The organism is Burkholderia sp. B10 (assembly GCF_004368385.1).
Taxonomy (GTDB): domain Bacteria; phylum Pseudomonadota; class Gammaproteobacteria; order Burkholderiales; family Burkholderiaceae; genus Burkholderia; species Burkholderia vietnamiensis.
Genome location: NZ_PQMX01000024.1, coordinates 48,834 through 68,702 on the forward strand (window position 1 = coordinate 48,834; position 19,869 = coordinate 68,702).

Genomic DNA, 19,869 nt, shown 5'->3' on the forward strand with positions numbered 1-19,869 from the left:
CGCGGCCCGCCGTCTCATCGCTGCCGGCCACCGCGCCGGCATTTTTCATCGAAAGTGGTCCGAACCATGTCCGCCACCCTAGCCCTTACCGAACAGCTGATCGCCCGCGCGTCCGTCACGCCCGACGACCAGCATTGCCAGCAGATCATGACCGAGCGCCTCGCCGCGCTCGGCTTCGAATGCGAGACCATCGCGTCGCACGGCGTGACCAACCTGTGGGCCGTGAAGCGCGGCACCGCCGGCCGCGACGGCAAGCTGCTCGCGTTCGCGGGCCACACCGACGTCGTGCCGACCGGCCCGCTCGAGCAATGGACCTCGCCGCCGTTCATTCCCGCACATCGCGACGGCAAGCTGTACGGCCGCGGCGCGGCCGACATGAAGACGTCGCTCGCGGCGTTCGTCGTCGCGTCCGAGGAATTCGTCGCCGCGCATCCCGACCATCGCGGCGCGATCGCGTTCCTGATCACGAGCGACGAGGAAGGCCCGGCCACCGACGGCACCGTGAAGGTCGTCGAGTTGCTCGACGCGCGCGGCGAGCAACTCGACTACTGCATCGTCGGCGAGCCGACCTCCAGCGCCGAGCTCGGCGACGTCGTGAAGAACGGCCGCCGCGGCTCGATGTCGGGCGAACTGATCGTCAAGGGCGTGCAAGGCCACATCGCCTACCCGCACCTCGCGAAGAACCCGATCCACCTGCTCGCGCCGGCGCTCGCCGAGCTCGCCGCCGAACAGTGGGACGCAGGCAACGAGTACTTTCCGCCGACCACCTGGCAGGTGTCGAACCTGCACGCCGGCACCGGCGCGACCAACGTGATACCCGGCCACGCCGACCTGATGTTCAACTTCCGCTTTTCGACCGCGAGTACCGTCGAAGGCCTGCAGGCACGCGTGCATGCGATCCTCGACAAGCACGGCCTCGACTACACGCTGAAGTGGTCGGTGAGCGGCCTGCCGTTCCTCACGCCGCGCGGCGAGCTGTCGAACGCGCTCGAGCACGCGATCCGCGCCGAGACCGGCGTCACGACCGAGCTGTCGACGACGGGCGGCACCTCGGACGGCCGCTTCATCGCGCGCATCTGCCCGCAGGTGATCGAGTTCGGGCCGCCGAACGGCAGCATCCACAAGATCGACGAGCACATCGAGCTGCGCTTCGTCGACCCGCTGAAAAACGTGTACCGCCGCGTGCTCGAACAACTGATCGCCTGACGGAACCTCGCATGACGACACCTTTTGCAACCGTTCGCGACCTGCTGCGCTACGCGGTCACGCGCTTCTCGAAAGCGAAGCTCGCGTTCGGCCACGGCTCGGACAACGCTTACGACGAAGCCGCCTACCTCGTACTGCACACGCTCGACCTGCCGCTCGACACGCTCGAACCGTTCCTCGACGCGCGCCTGCTACCCGACGAAATCGCGGCCGTGCTCGCCGTGATCGAACGGCGCGCGGCGGACCGCGTGCCGGCCGCGTACCTGACCCATGAAGCGTGGATGCACGGCCACCGCTTCTACGTCGACGAGCGCGTGATCGTGCCGCGCTCGTTCATCGGCGAGCTGCTCGACGACGGGCTGCAGCCTTACGTCGCCGATCCGGAGCAGGTCGGCGCCGTGCTGGAGCTGTGCACCGGCTCGGGCTGCCTCGCGATCCTTGCGGCGAGCGCGTTTCCGAATGCGGACATCGACGCGGTGGACTTGTCCGACGACGCGCTCGAAGTCGCGCGCATCAACGTGCGCGACTACGGGCTCGACGACCGCATCACGCTGCATCGCGGCGACCTCTACGCGCCGCTGCCCGCCTTCCGCGCCGAGCCCGACGGGCGCTACGACGTGATCCTGACGAACCCGCCGTACGTGAATGCGGCGTCGATGGCGGCGCTGCCGCCCGAATACCGCCACGAGCCCGAGATGGCGCTCGCCGGCGGCGACGACGGCATGGACATCGTGCGGCGGATCGTCGGCGAAGCGCACCGGTGGCTGCACGACGACGGCGTGCTCGTCGTCGAGATCGGCAACGAGCGCGAGAACGTCGAAGCGGCGTTCGGCGGCCTGGAGCTCACGTGGCTGCCGACCAGCGCCGGCGACGACGCGGTGTTCCTGATCCAGGCGTCGGACCTGCCGCGCAAGGGCTGAACGCCCCGCGCATGCCGGACGCGAACCGTGCGATGCGGTGCCCCGCCGCCCCGCACGGTTCGGTAAGATGCGCGTAAGCGGCCGTCGCGCCGCACGACTCCAGCCGTCCGCCACGCGCCTATGACCTTCGACTGGCTTCATGACTGGCTTCACCTCGGCACCCTGCTCCTGGCCATCCATGTGCTCGGGATCGTCGCGGCGTGCCACGCGATCATGAACACGCGCACGTCGCAAGGCGCGGTCGCGTGGGCCGTGTCGCTCGTCGCGATGCCGTACCTCACGCTGGTCCCCTATCTGTTCCTCGGCCGCAGCAAGTTCTCCGGCTACGTCGACGCGCGCCGCCAGGAGTTGCGGGCGCTGCGCACGCATACGCAGCGCGCACCGTGGCTCGATGCGCACGGCGCCGACGGGCCGGCAGCCGCCGCGATCGGCCCGGCCGCCGTGCTCGCGCTCACGCGTCTCGGCGGGATGCCGTTCGTCGGCGGCAACACCGTGCGCACGCTGGTCAACGGCGATGCGACCTTCGCGGCGATCCTCGCGGCGATCGACGCCGCGCGCGACTACGTGATCGTCCAGTTCTTCATCGTGCGCGACGACGCGCTCGGCCGGATGCTCAGCGATGCACTGCTCGCGCGCGCCGCAGCCGGCGTGCGCTGCTATCTGCTGTACGACAGCATCGGCAGCTTCGATCTGCCGCGCAGCTACGTCGACACGCTGCGCCGCGGTGGCGTCGACGTGCATCCGTTCGCGACCCGCCGCAAGTTCGTCAACCGCTTCCAGCTGAACTTCCGCAACCATCGCAAGATCGTCGTCGTCGACGGCGACCGTGCGTTCGTCGGCGGCCACAACGTCGGCGTCGAATATCTCGGCGCGAACCCGCGCCTGTCGCCGTGGCGCGATACCCATATCGAGATCCGCGGCCCGGTGGTCGCGAGCATCCAGTACGTGTTCGCCGAAGACTGGCACTGGGCCACCCAGACGCTGCCGGCGCTCGCCGCGCCGCCGGCCGCCCTGCCCGGCGACACGATGCACTGCCTGGCCGTGCCGATGGGGCCGGCCGACAAACAGGAAACCGGCTCGCTGTTCTTCGTCGAGGCGATCAACGCCGCGCGCGAACGGGTGTGGATCACGACGCCGTATCTCGTGCCCGACGAAGCGGTGCTCGCCGCGCTGAAGCTCGCGGTGATGCGCGGCGTCGACGTGCGCATCCTGATACCGAGCCGGCGCGATCACTACGTCGTGTTCGAGGCGTCGAAGCTCTATGCGCGCGACCTCGTCGACGCCGGCGTCAAGGTGTTCCGCTACCGCAGCGGCTTCCTCCACCAGAAGGTCGTGCTGATCGATCGCGTCGCGGCCGCGGTCGGCAGCGCGAACCTCGACAACCGTTCGTTCCGGCTCAACTTCGAGATCATGGTGCTGACCGTCGACGCGGCGTTCGCAGCGGACGTCGCGACGATGCTCGATGCCGACTTCGCGCTGGCGGACGAGGTCGACGCCACCGAGTATCGGCGCTCGCCTGCATGGCGGCGCATCGCGATGCACGTCGCCCGCCTGTTCGCGCCGATTCTGTAGCCGGCCGTATGGGCCGCCACGCGGCACGGCCCGCATGCATTCGCGCCGCTCGTGCGGTGCCGCCTTACCGCCTCGCTCGATACGAACCCGCTCAGCCCATCACAGCAGCTTGTCGATATCCGCGGCGATCTCCTCGGGCTTCGTCGACGGCGCGTAGCGCTTGACGATGCGTCCGTCGCGACCGATCAGAAACTTCGTGAAGTTCCATTTGATCGCCTTCAGGCCCAGGATGCCGGGCGCCTCGTCAGTCAGGTAGCGGTACAGCGGATGCGCGTGGTCGCCCTTCACGTCGATCTTCGCGAACATCGGGAACGTGACGCCGTAGTTGCGCTCGCAAAACGCGCCGATCTGCGTCGCATCGCCCGGCTCCTGCTTGCCGAACTGGTTGCACGGAAAGCCGAGCACGGAGAAGCCGCGCGCCGCGTACCGGTCGTACAGCTTCTGCAGGCCCGCGTACTGCGGCGTGAAACCGCACTCGCTCGCGGTGTTAACGATCAGCAGGACCTTGCCGCGATACGCGTCGAGCGACACCGGCTCACCGGCGAGCGTCTCTGCGCTGAACGAATACAGGGTGGACATCGGGCACTCCTTATATGAAACCGGACCGACGTGGAGTCTAGGCGAAATCGCGCCGTTGCGGCACTGGCCGAACGGACGATCTCCGGCGCGGCGCGCGCGCAGTCTAGAATAGCGGTTTTCGTCAGCCATTCCCGCCGTGATCCGTTTCAATCAGTTCAGCCTTGCGCGCGGCACCAAGCCGCTGTTCGAGTCGGCCTCGTTCGTGCTCAATCCCGGCGAGAAAGCCGGCCTGATCGGCGCGAACGGCGCCGGCAAATCGACGCTGTTCGCGGTGCTGCGCGGCGAGCTGCATTCCGACGGAGGCGATTTCGCGATGCCGCCGTCGTGGCGCATCGCCCACGTGTCGCAGGAAACGCCGGCCGTCGACCGCTCGGCGCTCGACTACACGCTCGACGGCGACACCGCGCTGCGCGAGATCGAGGCGCGCATCGCCGCGGCCTCGGCCGCGCATGACGGCGCAGCCGAGGCCGACGCGCACGCGGCATTCGCCGACGCCGACGGCTATACGGCGCCGGCGCGCGCCGAAGCGCTGCTGCTCGGCCTGGGCTTCACGCTCGCGCAGACGCGCGAATCGGTCGCCAGCTTCTCGGGCGGCTGGCGCATGCGGCTGAACCTCGCGCAGGCGCTGATGTGCCGTTCCGACCTGCTGCTGCTCGACGAGCCGACCAACCACCTCGACCTCGACGCGATCGTCTGGCTCGAAGACTGGCTGCACCGCTACGCCGGCACGCTGGTCGTGATCTCGCATGACCGCGAATTCCTCGATTCGATCTGCAACGTCACGCTGCATCTGGAGAATCGCCAGGTGAAGCGCTACGGCGGCAACTACTCGCAGTTCGAAGTGCTGCGCGCGCAGCAGCTGGCGCTGCAGCAAAGCGCCTACGAAAAGCAGCAGAAGACGATCGAGCATCTGCAGAGCTTCGTCGACCGCTTCAAGGCGAAGGCGACCAAGGCGAAGCAGGCGCAAAGCCGGATGAAGGCGCTCGAGAAGATGGAGCTGATCGCGCCCGCGCACATCGCGTCGCCGTTCACGTTCGAGTTCCGCACGCCCGACGCGGCGCCGAACCCGATGCTCGTGATGGAAGACGTCCGCTGCGGCTACCATGCCGACGACGGTGCGGAAATTCCGATCGTCGAGCGCGTCACGCTGTCGATCCAGAACGGCCAGCGCATCGGCCTGCTCGGCGCGAACGGCCAGGGCAAGTCGACGCTGATCAAGACGCTGGCCGGCACGCTCGCGCCGCTGTCCGGCCACGTGCGCGAAGGCAAGGGGCTGACGATCGGCTATTTCGCGCAGCATCAGCTGGAAACGCTGCGCGAAGACGATTCGCCGCTCGCGCATCTCGCCCGGCTCGCGCCCGACACGCGCGAGCAGGAGTTGCGCGACTTCCTCGGCGGCTTCAATTTCTCGGGCGACATGGCGACGAGCGCGGTCGGCCCGTTCTCGGGCGGCGAGAAGGCGCGGCTCGCGCTCGCGCTGATCATCTGGCAAAAGCCGAATCTGCTGCTGCTCGACGAGCCGACCAACCACCTCGATCTCGAAACGCGTCACGCGCTGACGATGGCGCTCGCGCAGTTCGAAGGCACGCTGATCCTCGTGTCGCACGACCGCCATCTGCTGCGCGCGACGACCGACCAGTTCATGCTCGTCGCCAAGCACCGGCTGCAGCCGTTCGACGGCGACCTCGACGATTACCGCGACTGGCTGCTACAGCACGCGGCCGAGCAACGCGCGGCCGCGAAGGCCGACAGCGCGGCGTCCGCTACGGAGCCCGGCGTCAATCGCAAGGATCAGAAGCGCCAGGCCGCCGAGGAGCGTCAGCGCCTGTCGCAGCTGAAGAAGCCGCTGCAGAACCGCATCTCGAAGCTCGAAAAGCAAATGGAAACGCTGCATGCGGAAAAGGCGCGGCTCGATGCGTTCGTCGCCGATCCGGCGAGCTACGAGGCCGCCCGCAAGACGGAGCTGACCGACGCGATCCGCACGCTCGGCGAAGTCACGACGCGCCTCGAAGCCGTCGAGGCGGAGTGGCTCACGGTACAGGAAGAGCTCGAGCAGATCGGCTGAACGGCAACGCTGAACGGCAACGCCAGTCGGACGCCGTCGTGTGCGCGTCCACGGGAGTCGCGCGGCGGCGGCGCGCCGCACGTCGACGGACGTGCCGGTTTACCGGTTTGCCGGCCCGAATGCAAAGAGGCCGGGCATTTGCCCGGCCTCTTTGCCCATACCGCGTTCGACGTCGATGCACCGACCTGCGCCGATCGCACCGCCGCTCAACGCCGCGGCAGCGTATCGCGCGGCAACTGCTCGTCGTCGCCCATCAGGTGACGCCGCCCTTCGATCGGCCGGCGAATCGCCGCGGCGACTTCCGCTTCCGTCACGTCCTGGGACACGACGCGGCGCGCGAGGCGTCCTTCGTCGTCGATCCACTCGACGATCCGGCATCCGCCGCCCCACGGCTGGACGATCGGCTCCGACACGCGGCAGCCGCGCAGCTGGTAAAGGCGTCCGCTCGGCGCTTCCCTATACGGTTTCAACATAGGTTCCCTTCGCATTGCGCGGTTCGACAATCGGGCAAAGGATAGGGAAAAGCGATGTCCGGCGGGTTACAACTGCCTACATATCGTTTACAGCACGTTACGCGGCCGACCGTCTGCGGCGACGCCGGCCGCACCGCCTCATTCGAGCTCGCGCACGCGGTCAATCGCCTGCTCGATGCGCTCGACGGCCATCACGTTCAGCCCTTCGATCGGCTGCTTCGGCGCATTCGCCTTCGGAATCAGCGCGGCCGTGAAACCGAGCTTCGCGGCCTCGCGCAGCCGCTCCTGGCCGCGCGGCGACGGCCGGATCTCGCCCGCGAGCCCCACTTCGCCGAACACGATCAGCCCCTTCGGCAACGCCTTGTTGCGCATCGACGAATGGATCGCCAGCAGCACCGCGAGGTCGGCGGCCGGCTCGGTGATCTTCACGCCGCCCACCGCATTCAGGAACACGTCCTGGTCGAAGCACGCGATGCCCGCGTGCCGGTGCAGCACCGCGAGCAGCATCGCGAGCCGGTTCTGCTCGAGGCCGACCGCGAGCCGGCGCGGATTCGGCACGTGCGCCGTATCGACGAGCGCCTGGATTTCGACGAGCAGCGGGCGCGTCCCCTCCTGCGTGACCAGCACGCAGGAGCCGGGCACGACCTGCTCATGCTGCGACAGGAACAGCGCCGACGGATTCGCGACGCCGCGCAGCCCGCGCTCGGTCATCGCGAACACGCCGAGCTCGTTGACCGCGCCGAAGCGGTTCTTGAACGCGCGCACGAGCCGGAACGACGAATGGGTGTCGCCTTCGAAGTACAGCACCGTGTCGACGATGTGCTCGAGCACGCGCGGGCCCGCGAGATTGCCCTCCTTCGTCACGTGGCCGACCATGATGATCGCGGTGCCCGACTGCTTCGCGATGCGCGTGAGCTGCGCCGCGCACTCGCGCACCTGCGCGACCGACCCGGGCGCCGAGGTCAGCGCCTCCGAGTACACCGTCTGGATCGAGTCGACGACGGCCACGTCGGGCCGTTCGGTGTCGATCGCGGCCTGGATCTTCTCGAGCTGGATCTCGGCGAGCAGCTTCAACTCGGCCACCGGCGCGCCGCCGTCGAGCAGCGCGAGCCGCTGCGCGCGCAACGCGATCTGCGCGGCCGACTCCTCGCCGCTGATATACAGCGCGCGCCGCTCGCTCGCGATGTCGGCGAGCGACTGTAGCAACAGCGTCGACTTGCCGATGCCCGGATCGCCGCCGATCAGCACCACGCCGCCGGGCACCAGGCCGCCGCCCAGCACGCGGTCGAATTCGCCGATGCCGGTCGAGAAACGCGGCACGTCGGCTGCCTCGATGTCGGCCAGGCGCTGCACCGGCGCGCGTTTCGCGAGCGACTGGAACCGATGGGCGGCCGGCGATTCCGCGACCGACTCGACGAGCGTGTTCCAGGCATGGCACGACGGGCACTGGCCCTGCCATTTCGGGGTTTGTCCGCCGCACTCGCTGCAGACGTAAACGGTTTTCTGTTTCGCCACGCGCGTCGCCCTTATTCCGCCCGCACCGGTACGCGAGGCGCGACCGCACACATCAATTCATAGCCGATGGTTCCGCAATGGCGCGCGACGTCGTCGATCGGCAGCGTGTTGCCCCACAGCTCGACGCGCGCGCCGACGCCGGCCTGCGGGCACGGGGTCAGGTCGACGGTGATCATGTCCATCGACACGCGGCCGACGATCCGCGTGCGGACCCCGTCGACGATCACCGGCGTGCCTTCGGGCGCGACGCGCGGATAGCCGTCCGCGTAACCGCACGCGACGACGCCGATGCGCATCCGGGCCGGCGCCGAGAACGTCGACCCATAGCCGATCGCCTGCCCCTTCGCGATCGTCTGGACGGCGATCAGCTCGGACGTGAGCGTCATCGTCGGCTGCAGGCCCGTGTCGGCGATGTCGGCCGAGAGCCCCGACGGCGATGCGCCGTACAGCACGATCCCCGGCCGCACCCAGTCGAAGTGCGTGTCCGGATGCCACAGCACGGCGGCCGAATTCGCGAGGCTGCGCGCGCCGGCGATGTTTTCCGCGCCGCGCTCGAACGTCGCGAGCTGCTCGGCGACGCCGCGCTCGGTGTCGGCATCCGAAAAATGCGTCATCAGCGTGATCTGGCCGATCGCCGGGCACGCGCGCGCACGCTCCCATGCGGCGCGGTATTTTTCCGGCTGGTAGCCGAGCCGGTTCATCCCGCTGTTCATCTTGAGCTGCACGTTGACGGGCTTCGACAGCCGCGCCGTCTCGAGCATCCGCATCTGCTCGTCGTTGTGGACGGTGGTCGTGAGGCTGTAGCGGTCGATCACGTCGATGTCGGTCGAGCGGAAGAACCCCTCGAGCAACAGGATCGGGCCGGCCCAGCCGAGCTCGCGCAGCTTCACCGCCTCGTCGAGATCGAGCAGGCCGAAGCCGTCGGTGCCGCGCAGGCCGGGAAACACGCGCGCGAGACCGTGGCCGTACGCATTGGCCTTGACGACCGCCCAGACCTTGGACGGACCGGCAAAGCGACGCACGACGGAGAGATTGTTCGCGAGAGCGGCGGTATGGATGGTGGCGGAGATCGGGCGCGGCATGGGAAATTTACGTAAAGACGCTTGCAAATCAGCAGCTTACCGCGCCTTTTGAGCACCGAAGCCGACACTTTGCGGAACGATCGGGGGATCTTGCTAGTCCGAACTGCCGTATTTTCGTGTTATAAAGCCCTGCGCACAACCCATTTCGAACGGAATAAGCCGATCGCATACCAGGCGGCCTACGCGGCCCTGCCGCAGCGACGAAAGCATCGCATCAGATGAAAAAAGGTTTTTACACCATCATGGCCGCGCAGTTTTTCTCGTCGCTGGCCGACAATGCGCTTCTCATCGCCGCCATCGCCCTGCTGAAAGACCTCCACGCGCCCAACTGGATGACACCGCTGCTCAAGCTGTTCTTCGTGTTGTCCTATGTGGTGCTGGCCGCGTACGTCGGCGCATTCGCCGACTCGCGCCCGAAGGGTCGCGTGATGTTCATCACGAACACGATCAAGGTCCTCGGCTGCCTGATCATGCTGGTCGGCGCCCATCCGCTGTTCGCGTACGGGATCGTCGGGTTCGGCGCCGCCGCGTACTCGCCGGCCAAATACGGGATTCTGACCGAGCTGCTGCCGGCCGACCGCTTGGTGGCCGCGAACGGCTGGATCGAAGGCACGACGGTCAGCTCGATCATTCTCGGCACCGTGCTCGGCGGCGCGCTGATCAGCCCGCACATCGCGGTGCACGTGATCGCGCACACGCCTGCGTGGATCGCCACGCCGGCCGAAGCCGCGATGGCGATCATCATGATGATCTACGTGGTCGCCGCGCTGTTCAATCTGCGCATTCCCGATACCGGCGCCCGCTACCCGAAGCAGGAGCGCGGCCCGGTCAAGCTGCTCACCGACTTCGCCGACTGTTTCATGGTGCTCTGGCGCGACAAGCTCGGCCAGATTTCGCTCGCGGTCACGACGCTGTTCTGGGGCGCGGGCGCGACGCTGCAGTTCATCGTGCTGAAGTGGGCCGAGGTATCGCTGAACATGTCGCTGTCGGAAGGCGCGATCCTGCAGGCGGTCGTCGCGGTCGGCGTCGCGGGCGGCGCGATCGCCGCTGCCGCGCGGATCCCGCTGAAGAAGTCGCTCACCGTGCTGCCGGTCGGCATCATGATGGGCATCGCCGTGATGCTGATGGCGTTCTATACGCGCAACCTGTTCCCGGCGCACTGGGCCGTGCATATCGGCCATCTGCGCCTGCCGGTCTACCTGATCGTCGCCTACCTCTTCCTGATCGCCGTCGGCGCGCTGTCCGGCTACTTCGTCGTTCCGATGAACGCGCTGCTGCAGCATCGCGGCCACGTGCTGCTGTCGGCCGGCCACTCGATCGCGGTGCAGAACTTCAACGAGAACCTGTCGGTGCTCGTGATGCTGTGCCTGTATGCGGTGCTGGTCTGGCTCGACGTGCCGGTCGGCATCGTGATCGTGCTGTTCGGCACGTTCGTCTGCCTGACGATGTGGCTCGTGATGCGCCGCCATCAGGCGAATCAGCGTCAATTCGACTCGGTCGCGCTGATCGGCGAATCGCGGCACTGACGCTACACTTGCCGTTCCTTCCGCTCCAGTCCATCCGCGCCGGTCGTCGAACCGGCGCGTTGCCATCATGACGCACCCGATACCCAACGTCCTGACGATCGCCGGTTCCGATTCGGGCGGCGGCGCGGGCATCCAGGCCGATCTGAAGACCTTCTCCGCACTCGGCGCGTACGGCGCGAGCGCGATCACCGCGCTGACCGCGCAGAACACGCGCGGCGTGACCGGCGTGCATGCGCCCGACGCCGCGTTCGTCACCGCGCAGCTCGATGCGGTGTTCGACGACATCCGGATCGACGCGGTGAAGATCGGCATGCTCGCGAACGCGTCGATCGTGCATGCGGTGGCCGAGGCGCTGCGGCGTTACGCGCCGCGGTTCGTCGTACTCGACACGGTGATGATCTCGAAGAGCGCGCACGCGCTGCTCGCGCCCGACGCGGTCGATGCGCTGCGCAGCACGCTGCTGCCGCTCGCAACCGTCGTTACGCCGAACCTGCCCGAAGCGGCCGCGCTGCTCGGCGATGCGCACGCGACGACCGAGGACGACATGGTCCGGCAAGGCCGCGCGCTGCTGCAGACCGGCGCGCGCGCGGTGCTGATGAAAGGCGGTCACCTGCCCGATGCGGCCGTGAGCCCCGACTGGCTCGTCGACGCCGCGCACGCGGTGCGGCTCGACGGCGCGCGCGTGCCGCTCAGCAATACGCACGGCACCGGTTGCACGCTCGCGTCGGCGATCGCTGCATTGCTGCCGCAACGGCCCGACCTCGACAGCGCGGTACGCGACGCGAAGACCTACCTGACCGGCGCGATCGCCGCGAGCGGCCGGCTCGACGTCGGTCGCGGCGTCGGCCCGGTGCATCACTTCCATCGGTGGTGGTGAGCGCCGGCCGAGCGTGCGTCAGCGGTCCGGCGCGGCGAACGCGACAGCGCGCGCCGGCCAGTCGTCGGGCACGATGAAGCCGCGCGCCGTCTCGCGCCAGAGGCGATCGTTACGCTGCCGATAGACGCCGATCAGCGCGGGCGCCTGGCGCGCGGTGAGCGCGGACGGCACGCCGGACGTATCCGCCAGCGCTTCGGGCGCGGCATCCGGCGCGAGCCGGCGCGGCGCGAGCCACGCGAGCCGCGGCAGCACGCTCCATGCCGCGCCGTCGGGTTGCGCGGCCGCCCACGCCGGCCATTGCGCGTGCGTGAGCCAGAAGCCGCGCGGATGATCGTCGGCGATTTCGGCGGACACCGGCGGCAGCGGCACGCCGTGCGGATAGAACAGCCAGCCCTTGACGAACATCTGCGCGTCGGACGGCGCGCCGTAGCCGAGCAGCGCGAAGCCGTGCCGATCGCCGAGCCGCAGTTGGTGCTCGAGCAGCCGGCTGCGCTTGCGGTCGAGACGGTCGGCGAGGTTCGGGCCGACGAAATCGGCGAGCGATGCCGCGCCGGCGAGCGGCGCGCACAGATAGCATTTGACCGCGAGTTCCCAGTGCAGGCGCCGCCCGTCCGGTGCGTCGACGAGAAAGTCGACTTCGCCGAGCGTCTTGCCGTTGCTGCGCAGCGGCAGGTTCGCGGCGACGAGCCGCAACGACGGCCCATGCGTGAGGAAATATTCGAGCAGGCATTCGGCATAGCGGCCGAGCCGCACCGGGCGCACGCCGTCGAGCGCGCGGTGCAGCGGCTGCGGCGCGGCGTCGAGCGCGGCGAGCCATGCTTCGACGGCCACGCGCTCGATCGCATCCGACCAGGGATGCGCGAGCGGCGCACCGGGCGCCGCCGTCAGCAGGCTCGGGCTCGCGAGGAGCCAGCCCAGATCGCGTACCGCGGCATCGCGCAGCGTATCGACGAATGCGAACGCCGCGTCGTGCGTCATCGGCCGGCCGGCCCGCTCGCGTCGGTGACCGCCGACTGCCGGAACGTATCGCGCGCGAGGCACAGGTCGGCCCATGCCTTCGACTTGTCCTGCAGGCTGCGCAGCAGGTAGGCCGGATGGTAGGTGACGATCACCGGCACGCCTTCGTAGGTGTGCACGCGGCCGCGCAGCGATGCGATGCTCGCGTCCGTCTTCAGCAGCGTCTGCGCGGCGAAGCGGCCGAGCGCGACGATCAGCTTCGGCTTCACGAGCGCGACCTGGCGCTGCAGATACGGCTCGCAGCGCGCCACTTCGTCCGGCTCCGGATTGCGGTTGCCGGGCGGCCGGCACTTGATCACGTTCGCGATGTAGACGTTCGTGCCGCGCGCGAGCGTGAGCGACTGCAGCATGTTGTCGAGCAGCTTGCCGGCCTGGCCGACGAACGGCTCGCCCTGCTTGTCCTCGTTCTCGCCCGGCGCCTCGCCGATCAGCATCCAGTCCGCTTCGCGATCGCCAACCCCGAACACCGTCTGCGTGCGCTTCTCGCACAGGCGGCAGCTCGTGCAGCCGGCCACGCGCGCGGCGAGCGCGTCCCAGTCGAGCGTCGCGACCGGCGCGACGTCGGCGCGCATCTCGGCCGGCGGCAGCGGATCGCCGGGCGGCGTCGCGTCGAACCAGGCGAAATCGTCCTCGGCGGCAAGCGGCATGTCGCTCGCGGGAGCGGGCGATGTTGCGGGCATCGATGCATGGTCGGCCGCGGCGGCGGTGCGGGCGGGACGGTCCGATTCGGCTCTCGGCATGGCTGTGCCGACGGGCGTCGCATCCTCACGCGCTTGCACGGGCTGCGCGGCCTGGGCCGGCTGTGCCGATCGCGTCGCGCGTTGCGCTGGCGAAGCCGCGGCCTGAGCGACGTCGGCCGGCACGGCGGTCGCGGTCGTTGCGGTCGTTGCAGCCACCGCATCATCCATCGCGCCCGCCACCGCATCACCCGCCGCACTGCCCTGCCTCCCCTGCCCGCGCCGCACCCAGATCTGCGCGAGACCCATTTCCTCGAGCGCTGCTTCAGCCCACGCCATGCGCGTCCCCCTCGTCCTTGTTCAGCGTCAGACGCATCACGATCGCGTCCTCGCGGCTGCGATGCTTCGCCGGATAGTAGTTCTTGCGCCGGCCGATCGTCGCGAAGCCGAAGCGCTCGTACAGATGGATCGCGCGCCCATTGGACGGCCGCACCTCGAGCAACACGCCGTCGAGCCGTTCCGCGCGCGCGATACGCACCGCTTCGCGCAGCAGCGCGAGGCCGGCGCCCGATTGCTGAACGGCCGGCGCGACGCACAGATTCAACAGATGCATCTCGTCGATCACCGGCATCAGCACGCAATAGCCGACGAGCGGGCCGGTCACGTGCCGCAGGCACACGCCGAAATAGCCGTTGCGCAGCGAATCCTCGAAGTTGCCGCGGCTCCACGGGAATTCGTACGCGACCTGCTCGATCGCGACGACTTCGTCGAGATCGGCATCGGTCATCGGCGACAGGTAGCGATCGCTGAGCAACACACCCGTCATGGCTTCGCTCCGCCTGCCTGCGCGGCGCGCGCGGCCATGCGTTCGGCGGTGGTCTGCGCGACCTTGTCGCGCACGTATTCGGGCGCGGCATGCTCGGCCGGCACCGTCCGGCCGGCGCGGAACGCGCGCAGCGCGACATGCGCGAGCGCCAGCGCATGCGGCAGCGCTTCGCCGTCGATCACGGCGGCCCGTGCGGCAGCCGGCAATTGCGCACCGAACGCGGCGGCGGCGTTGCCCGCGAGCGTGAACGGCGCATCGGGCACGCCGACTGCGCCCGGCGCATCGAGCGCCGCCGGATGCAGCGTCTGCCAGTCGCCCGCACGCTCGTCCCACGCGAAATCGGCCCAGTACGCCTCGTCCATCCGCGCATCGAGCGCGGCCAGCACGCGCGTCGTGCCCGGCGCGCGCAGCCGCGCGTGCTCGGCGCACACGAGCAGCGTGCCGACCGGCACGACCGGCAGCCCGCGGCCGAACGCGAGACCCTGCGTGATGCCGGTCGCGGTACGCAGGCCGGTGAACGAGCCGGGGCCCGCGCCGAACGCGATCGCATCGCAATCGGCGAGCGCGAGGCCCGATTCGGCGAAAAGCTCCTGGACGGCCGGCAGCACGCGGGTGCTGGACACGGCGCCCGTCAGGTCGTGGCGGACCCAGGTTTGCGGGGAGGAAACGGCGGCGTCGGCCGGAGCCGAGCGCAGCAGCGCGACCGAGCAGTATTCGGTCGACGTATCGATGGCGAGGAGCACTGTTTGCGTCATGGCCGACATTGTAATGCGGCGCCCCGCTCCGACGGGCGTTCGGCGACGATCGCGGGGCGCGCGGCGCGCCGCGGGCGGTTTGGAAGGATCGCTCGACCCCGCGCGGCGCGGCGCTTGTTAAGATCGGCCGGACCTGAAACCCTTAGTGAACTATTTACGGAGACACGCGATGAGCGACCTCACCGCCCAATTCGACCAGGCCCAGATCGACGTCAAGCAACTGACCGAGCGCCCGGGCAACCTGACGCTGCTGCGTCTGTACGCGCTGTTCAAGCAGGCGACCGACGGCGACGCGCACGGCGACAAGCCGGGCTTCACCGACATCGTCGGCAAGTACAAGTACGATGCTTGGGAAGCGCTGAAAGGCACGTCGCAGGACGCGGCGAAGCAGCAATACGTCGAGCTGGTCGAATCGCTGAAGAACGGCACGGCGTCCTGATCGGGCCCTCCCGCCGCAAGGACTGCTCAAATCAGTGGCGCAGCGCAGCAAATTTCGTTATAATGCTGGCTGCGTCACCTCCCGCGCTCGGCTCGTAAGCCGTTCCGGCACGACGCCTCGTAGCGTTAAGCTCCAATCCGGTTTAGAACCTGTCCCCTCCTGCTTCGACCCTCGCGGTCGTCACGTATCAGGCTGGCGGCCTCGCTCCAGAAGCGCGCCGCACCCAAAACAGCTTCTAATGCCTCATCCGCCGACGGTTCGGCGGATTGCACCCGTTTCCCGATTTGCTCGCTGAATCCGACGACTTGGGTATGCGCGATTGGCGCCGACGTTTCACCCACTGTGTTTCAAGGATTGTTATGACTTCGAGCATCAACACCAGCCCGCTCAACGCGATCGCCGACCAGGCGCTCGGTCTCGACGCCGCCGCACCGGCCGCAGTCGAACCGGCGTCGGACGAGCCGACTTTCGCGTCGCTCGGGCTGTCGCCGGAGATCGTCTCCGCGCTGGAGGCAGCCGGCTACGCCAAGCCGACGCCGGTGCAGCAGCGCGCGATTCCGGCCGGTATCGCCGGCCGGGATCTACTGGTATCGAGCCCGACCGGTTCGGGCAAAACGGCCGCCTTCATGCTGCCCGCGATCGAACGCTTCGCGCAGATCCAGAAATCGCAGGCGCAGCAACCGCGCGCGCCGCGTGAACCGAACCAGGGCGACCGCCGTGCGCGCCGCCCGCAACCGGTCGCTCGTCCGAGCCTGCTCGTGCTGACGCCGACCCGCGAACTCGCGATGCAGGTCACCACGGCCGCGACGACCTACGGCAAGCACCTGCGTCGCCTGCGCACGGTCAGCATCCTCGGCGGCGTGGCCTACGGCCAGCAGCTGATGCTGCTCGCGAAGAACCCCGAGATCCTCGTCGCGACGCCGGGCCGCCTGCTCGACCACCTCGAGCGCGGCCGCATCGACCTGTCGGAACTGAAGATGCTCGTGCTCGACGAAGCCGACCGCATGCTCGACATGGGCTTCATCGACGACATCGAAACGATCGTCGCCGCGACGCCCGCGTCGCGCCAGACGATGCTGTTCTCGGCCACGCTCGACGGCAAGATCGGTTCGCTGACGAGCCGTCTGCTGAACAACCCGGAGCGCATCGAGATCGTCGCGAAGATCGAGTCGCGCGCGAACATCGCGCAAACGGTGCACTACGTCGACGACCGCGACCACAAGGATCGCCTGCTCGATCACCTGCTGCGCGACGACGCGCTCGACCAGGCGATCATCTTCACGGCCACCAAGATCGACGCCGACCAGCTCGCCGGCCGCCTCGCCGACGCCGGCTTCGAATCGGCCGCGCTGCACGGCGACCTGCCGCAGGGCGCGCGCAACCGCACAATCCGTGCGCTGCGCGAGCGTCGCGTGCGCGTGCTGGTCGCGACCGACGTCGCGGCCCGCGGCATCGACATCCCCGGCATCACGCACGTGTTCAACTACGACCTGCCGAAGTTCGCGGAAGACTACGTGCACCGTATCGGCCGCACCGGCCGCGCCGGTCGCTCGGGCACCGCGGTGAGCCTCGTGCACCACGCGGAACAAGGCGCGCTCAAGCGCATCGAGCGCTTCGTGCGCTCGCCGCTGCCGGTCAACGTGATCGAAGGCTTCGAGCCGCGCAAGGCACCGACCCGCACGCCGGGCAGCGGCGGTCGCGGCCGTCCGGGCGGCGGTAACGGCGGTCGCCGTTTCGGCGGCAAGCCGGGCGGCGGCTACGGCAGCGGCAATGGCCGTAGCTACGGCGGCGGTAATGCCAACGGCAACGGCGGCGGCTGGAGCGGCAAGCCGGGCGGCAGCCGCGACGGCGGTCCGCGCCGCGACGGCCAGCGCAGCGGCGGCCCGCGTCGCAGCAACTCGGCGTCGTAAGCACGTCCCGGGCGGCCCCGCCGCCCCAGCCATCGGCAAGACCGGCGCACCCGCGCCGGTTTTTTTTCGTCTCGCGCTACATTTCACGATGCGGGAAATTTTTTTGCGTCGTAAAAAATCATGCTGCGTGGCACAACCCGCGCCGTTGCGTGATGGAAAAACCCGTTTCTCAATGCGACACGCTCCGCATATCCCACTGATTCATAACGATTAAAAAATTTCATCGGGTTCCGAAAAGCCTCTGTTTCCGCTCCAGCGGTTTGCCTAGACTCTTATACAAGACTTCGCGACCTTCACCGGTCTCGCGAAACAGCATCGTCAGCGTCCGATTCGAACCATCAGGCAATACACCGTATCAAGGAGCACATCATGTCGCGACAGCAACAGGCACTGGAACTGCAGAAGCAGTGGGACACCGATCCGCGCTGGACGGGCATCAAGCGCGGCTATACGGCCGACGACGTGGTCCGCCTGCGCGGCTCGATCGCCGTCGAGCACACGCTCGCGAAGCGCGGCGCGGAAAAGCTCTGGCGGCTCATCAACGAGGAGCCGTTCGTCAACGCGCTGGGCGCGCTCACCGGCAACCAGGCGATGCAGCAGGTGAAGGCCGGGCTGAAGGCCATCTACCTGTCGGGCTGGCAGGTGGCCGGCGACGCGAACGTCGCCGGTGAAATGTACCCGGACCAGTCGCTGTATCCGGCGAACTCGGTGCCGCTCGTCGTCAAGCGCATCAACAACACGCTGACGCGCGCCGACCAGATCCAGTGGTCGGAAGGCAAGGACCCTGGCGACGAAGGCTACGTCGATTTCTTCGCGCCGATCGTCGCGGACGCGGAAGCCGGCTTCGGCGGCGTGCTGAACGCGTTCGAGCTGATGAAGGCGATGATCGAGGCCGGCGCGTCGGGCGTCCACTTCGAGGACCAGCTCGCATCGGTGAAGAAATGCGGCCACATGGGCGGCAAGGTGCTCGTGCCGACGCGCGAGGCCGTGGCGAAGCTGTCGGCGGCGCGGCTCGCCGCCGACGTGATGGGCACGCCGACCGTCCTGGTCGCCCGCACCGACGCGGAAGCCGCGGACCTCATCACGTCCGACATCGACGACAACGACAAGCCGTTCCTCACCGGCGAGCGCACGGTCGAAGGCTTCTTCCGCACCAAGCCGGGCCTCGAGCAGGCGATCTCGCGCGGCCTCGCGTATGCGCCGTATGCGGACCTCGTGTGGTGCGAGACGGGCAAGCCGGATCTCGAGTACGCGAAGAAGTTCGCGGAGGCGATCCACAAGCAGTTCCCGGGCAAGATGCTGTCGTACAACTGCTCGCCGTCGTTCAACTGGAAGAAGAACCTCGACGACGCGACGATCGCGAAGTTCCAGAAGGAACTCGGCGCGATGGGCTACAAGTTCCAGTTCATCACGCTGGCCGGCTTCCACGCGCTGAACTACTCGATGTTCAACCTCGCGCACGGCTATGCCCGCACGCAGATGAGCGCCTTCGTGGAATTGCAGCAGGCCGAGTTCGAAGCGGCCGACAAGGGTTTCACCGCGGTCAAGCACCAGCGCGAGGTCGGCACCGGCTACTTCGACGCGGTGACGCAGACGGTCGAGCGCGAAGCGTCGACCACCGCGCTGCACGGCTCGACCGAGGACGAACAGTTCTTCGACGGCAAGAAGGTGGCATAAGGCGCGCCAGCACCGCACCGGACAACAATCAGGGAGGAGACGGCAGGCGCGCGACGAAAGTCGCGCGACCGGCCGCGCGGCTTCGGCCGCCTGCAACGACGCGCGCCGGCCTGGTCCGGCGCGCCCTTTTTCGGCGCCGCCGTACGGTCGTACGGTCGTACGGCCGTAGCGCCGAGGCCGCCGCCATTACCGATAGACGATCACCGGAATTTTCGTATGGGTCAGCACGCGTTGCGTTTCGCTGCCGATCAGCAGGCTGCCGAGCCCGCGACGTCCGTGGGACGCCATGAAGATCACGTCGCAGCCGCCGCGCTCGGCCGCCTCGATGATGCCGAGGTACGGCGACGGATGCACGCTCGTCCAGCTGTCGCATGCGACGCCGGCTGCCTTTGCGGCGGCCTGCACGTCGTCGAGATGCGCGCGGGCCTCGCGCTCGCTGCGGGCCCGGAAATCGGCCGGCGGCTCGATGATCACCTCGGAAAACGGCGAGTACGGGTACTGCGGCAGGCACGCATAGGCGGTGACACGCGCGCCGACCGCACGCGCGAGATCGATCGCGCCGTCGATCGCCTTCTGCGACAGCTCGGAGCCGTCAGTTGGAACGAGGATGTGCCGGAACATCGCGCCCTCCTGCGTCAGTCGGACCGCGCGCGCCGCGTCCGCGAGCCAAGCCGCCGCGGAACGTCGCGCACGCCAGCTTCGATTGTAGTGCGCGAAACCCGGCTGCCGACGCCGGCAGCGGGTTCGCCCTCA

The 19,869-nt window shown here is 68.5% G+C and carries 18 protein-coding genes; 9 read left to right on the forward strand and 9 right to left on the reverse strand.

Features of this window, described 5'->3' with window-relative positions:
• Positions 1-66 precede the first annotated feature (66 nt).
• The 3 genes from dapE (at position 67) to cls (ending at position 3,698) form a co-directional block, all read left to right on the forward strand.
• Positions 67-1,206, forward strand: a complete 1,140-nt coding sequence (gene dapE / locus C3Y15_RS14600) for a succinyl-diaminopimelate desuccinylase (protein WP_124259627.1) — start codon at positions 67-69, stop codon at positions 1,204-1,206.
• Between the two features lie 11 nt (positions 1,207-1,217).
• On the forward strand, positions 1,218-2,126 hold the full coding sequence (prmB, locus tag C3Y15_RS14605; protein WP_034195306.1) for a 50S ribosomal protein L3 N(5)-glutamine methyltransferase: 909 nt from the start codon (positions 1,218-1,220) through the stop codon (positions 2,124-2,126).
• A 120-nt stretch (positions 2,127-2,246) separates the two neighbouring features.
• Positions 2,247-3,698, forward strand: a complete 1,452-nt coding sequence (cls, locus tag C3Y15_RS14610) for a cardiolipin synthase (RefSeq protein ID WP_014723230.1) — start codon at positions 2,247-2,249, stop codon at positions 3,696-3,698.
• Positions 3,699-3,797: 99 nt separating this feature from the next.
• Here cls and C3Y15_RS14615 read toward each other — a convergent pair whose 3' ends face one another.
• Entirely contained in the window at positions 3,798-4,277 is a 480-nt protein-coding gene (locus tag C3Y15_RS14615) for a glutathione peroxidase (RefSeq protein ID WP_011885159.1), read from the reverse strand.
• A gap of 136 nt (positions 4,278-4,413) precedes the next feature.
• On the opposite strand from C3Y15_RS14615, the gene C3Y15_RS14620 reads away from it, so the two are divergent.
• Entirely contained in the window at positions 4,414-6,342 is a 1,929-nt protein-coding gene (locus C3Y15_RS14620; protein ID WP_124259626.1) for an ATP-binding cassette domain-containing protein, read from the forward strand.
• A 206-nt stretch (positions 6,343-6,548) separates the two neighbouring features.
• On the opposite strand, the gene C3Y15_RS14625 is transcribed toward C3Y15_RS14620, so the two are convergent.
• The 3 genes from C3Y15_RS14625 to alr form a co-directional block, all read right to left on the reverse strand.
• The gene (locus C3Y15_RS14625) at positions 6,549-6,815 is read right to left on the reverse strand and encodes a DUF2866 domain-containing protein (protein ID WP_011885161.1); all 267 of its coding nucleotides are present in this window, start codon (positions 6,813-6,815) and stop codon (positions 6,549-6,551) included.
• A 138-nt stretch (positions 6,816-6,953) separates the two neighbouring features.
• A complete protein-coding gene (radA, locus tag C3Y15_RS14630) occupies positions 6,954-8,330 on the reverse strand; it encodes a DNA repair protein RadA (protein WP_011885162.1) in 1,377 nt (458 codons plus the stop codon).
• A gap of 11 nt (positions 8,331-8,341) precedes the next feature.
• Complete coding sequence (alr, locus tag C3Y15_RS14635) at positions 8,342-9,412, reverse strand: alanine racemase (RefSeq protein WP_011885163.1); 1,071 nt, start codon at positions 9,410-9,412, stop codon at positions 8,342-8,344.
• A gap of 218 nt (positions 9,413-9,630) precedes the next feature.
• Between alr and lplT the strand changes: the two genes are divergently transcribed.
• Both lplT and thiD read left to right on the forward strand, forming a co-directional pair.
• Positions 9,631-10,938: a lysophospholipid transporter LplT gene (gene lplT, locus C3Y15_RS14640; protein WP_045578976.1), complete on the forward strand. Its 1,308-nt coding sequence runs from the start codon at positions 9,631-9,633 to the stop codon at positions 10,936-10,938.
• 67 nt (positions 10,939-11,005) lie between these two features.
• Complete coding sequence (thiD, locus tag C3Y15_RS14645; RefSeq protein ID WP_046422728.1) at positions 11,006-11,815, forward strand: bifunctional hydroxymethylpyrimidine kinase/phosphomethylpyrimidine kinase; 810 nt, start codon at positions 11,006-11,008, stop codon at positions 11,813-11,815.
• Between the two features lie 18 nt (positions 11,816-11,833).
• On the opposite strand, the gene C3Y15_RS14650 is transcribed toward thiD, so the two are convergent.
• The 4 genes from C3Y15_RS14650 to tsaB are packed head-to-tail and all read right to left on the reverse strand — an operon-like array spanning position 11,834 to position 15,099.
• On the reverse strand, positions 11,834-12,793 hold the full coding sequence (locus tag C3Y15_RS14650; protein WP_011885166.1) for a DUF1853 family protein: 960 nt from the start codon (positions 12,791-12,793) through the stop codon (positions 11,834-11,836).
• Positions 12,790-13,848, reverse strand: coding sequence for a uracil-DNA glycosylase (locus tag C3Y15_RS14655; RefSeq protein WP_124259625.1), 1,059 nt, complete (start codon positions 13,846-13,848; stop codon positions 12,790-12,792). The genes C3Y15_RS14650 and C3Y15_RS14655 overlap by 4 nt, the downstream gene beginning before the upstream one ends.
• Positions 13,835-14,335, reverse strand: a complete 501-nt coding sequence (rimI, locus tag C3Y15_RS14660; protein ID WP_011885168.1) for a ribosomal protein S18-alanine N-acetyltransferase — start codon at positions 14,333-14,335, stop codon at positions 13,835-13,837. The genes C3Y15_RS14655 and rimI overlap by 14 nt, the downstream gene beginning before the upstream one ends.
• Complete coding sequence (gene tsaB, locus C3Y15_RS14665) at positions 14,332-15,099, reverse strand: tRNA (adenosine(37)-N6)-threonylcarbamoyltransferase complex dimerization subunit type 1 TsaB (protein WP_124259624.1); 768 nt, start codon at positions 15,097-15,099, stop codon at positions 14,332-14,334. Before tsaB ends, rimI begins: the two co-directional genes overlap by 4 nt.
• 160 nt (positions 15,100-15,259) lie before the next feature.
• Between tsaB and C3Y15_RS14670 the strand changes: the two genes are divergently transcribed.
• The 3 genes from C3Y15_RS14670 (at position 15,260) to aceA (ending at position 19,116) form a co-directional block, all read left to right on the forward strand.
• Positions 15,260-15,529 carry an acyl-CoA-binding protein gene (locus C3Y15_RS14670; RefSeq protein ID WP_011885170.1) on the forward strand — a complete coding sequence of 90 codons (270 nt, stop codon included), beginning with the start codon at positions 15,260-15,262 and terminating at the stop codon, positions 15,527-15,529.
• Between the two features lie 359 nt (positions 15,530-15,888).
• A complete protein-coding gene (locus C3Y15_RS14675; protein WP_124259623.1) occupies positions 15,889-17,439 on the forward strand; it encodes a DEAD/DEAH box helicase in 1,551 nt (516 codons plus the stop codon).
• A gap of 369 nt (positions 17,440-17,808) precedes the next feature.
• The gene (aceA, locus tag C3Y15_RS14680) at positions 17,809-19,116 is read left to right on the forward strand and encodes an isocitrate lyase (protein ID WP_014723240.1); all 1,308 of its coding nucleotides are present in this window, start codon (positions 17,809-17,811) and stop codon (positions 19,114-19,116) included.
• Between the two features lie 186 nt (positions 19,117-19,302).
• Here the strand turns inward: aceA and C3Y15_RS14685 are convergent, their stop codons facing one another.
• On the reverse strand, positions 19,303-19,737 hold the full coding sequence (locus C3Y15_RS14685) for a universal stress protein (RefSeq protein WP_011885173.1): 435 nt from the start codon (positions 19,735-19,737) through the stop codon (positions 19,303-19,305).
• Positions 19,738-19,869: the final 132 nt, after the last annotated feature.

Coding starts and splice junctions, on each gene's coding strand:
- C3Y15_RS14675 (WP_124259623.1), top strand. CDS start 15,889: ATGACTTCGAGCATCAACACCAGCCCGCTCAACGCGATCGCCGACCAG.
- C3Y15_RS14615 (WP_011885159.1), bottom strand. CDS start 4,277: ATGTCCACCCTGTATTCGTTCAGCGCAGAGACGCTCGCCGGTGAGCCG.
- dapE (WP_124259627.1), top strand. CDS start 67: ATGTCCGCCACCCTAGCCCTTACCGAACAGCTGATCGCCCGCGCGTCC.
- C3Y15_RS14655 (WP_124259625.1), bottom strand. CDS start 13,848: ATGGCGTGGGCTGAAGCAGCGCTCGAGGAAATGGGTCTCGCGCAGATC.
- C3Y15_RS14685 (WP_011885173.1), bottom strand. CDS start 19,737: ATGTTCCGGCACATCCTCGTTCCAACTGACGGCTCCGAGCTGTCGCAG.
- aceA (WP_014723240.1), top strand. CDS start 17,809: ATGTCGCGACAGCAACAGGCACTGGAACTGCAGAAGCAGTGGGACACC.
- C3Y15_RS14625 (WP_011885161.1), bottom strand. CDS start 6,815: ATGTTGAAACCGTATAGGGAAGCGCCGAGCGGACGCCTTTACCAGCTG.
- rimI (WP_011885168.1), bottom strand. CDS start 14,335: ATGACGGGTGTGTTGCTCAGCGATCGCTACCTGTCGCCGATGACCGAT.
- alr (WP_011885163.1), bottom strand. CDS start 9,412: ATGCCGCGCCCGATCTCCGCCACCATCCATACCGCCGCTCTCGCGAAC.
- C3Y15_RS14670 (WP_011885170.1), top strand. CDS start 15,260: ATGAGCGACCTCACCGCCCAATTCGACCAGGCCCAGATCGACGTCAAG.
- lplT (WP_045578976.1), top strand. CDS start 9,631: ATGAAAAAAGGTTTTTACACCATCATGGCCGCGCAGTTTTTCTCGTCG.
- tsaB (WP_124259624.1), bottom strand. CDS start 15,099: ATGTCGGCCATGACGCAAACAGTGCTCCTCGCCATCGATACGTCGACC.
- prmB (WP_034195306.1), top strand. CDS start 1,218: ATGACGACACCTTTTGCAACCGTTCGCGACCTGCTGCGCTACGCGGTC.
- C3Y15_RS14650 (WP_011885166.1), bottom strand. CDS start 12,793: ATGACGCACGACGCGGCGTTCGCATTCGTCGATACGCTGCGCGATGCC.
- cls (WP_014723230.1), top strand. CDS start 2,247: ATGACCTTCGACTGGCTTCATGACTGGCTTCACCTCGGCACCCTGCTC.
- thiD (WP_046422728.1), top strand. CDS start 11,006: ATGACGCACCCGATACCCAACGTCCTGACGATCGCCGGTTCCGATTCG.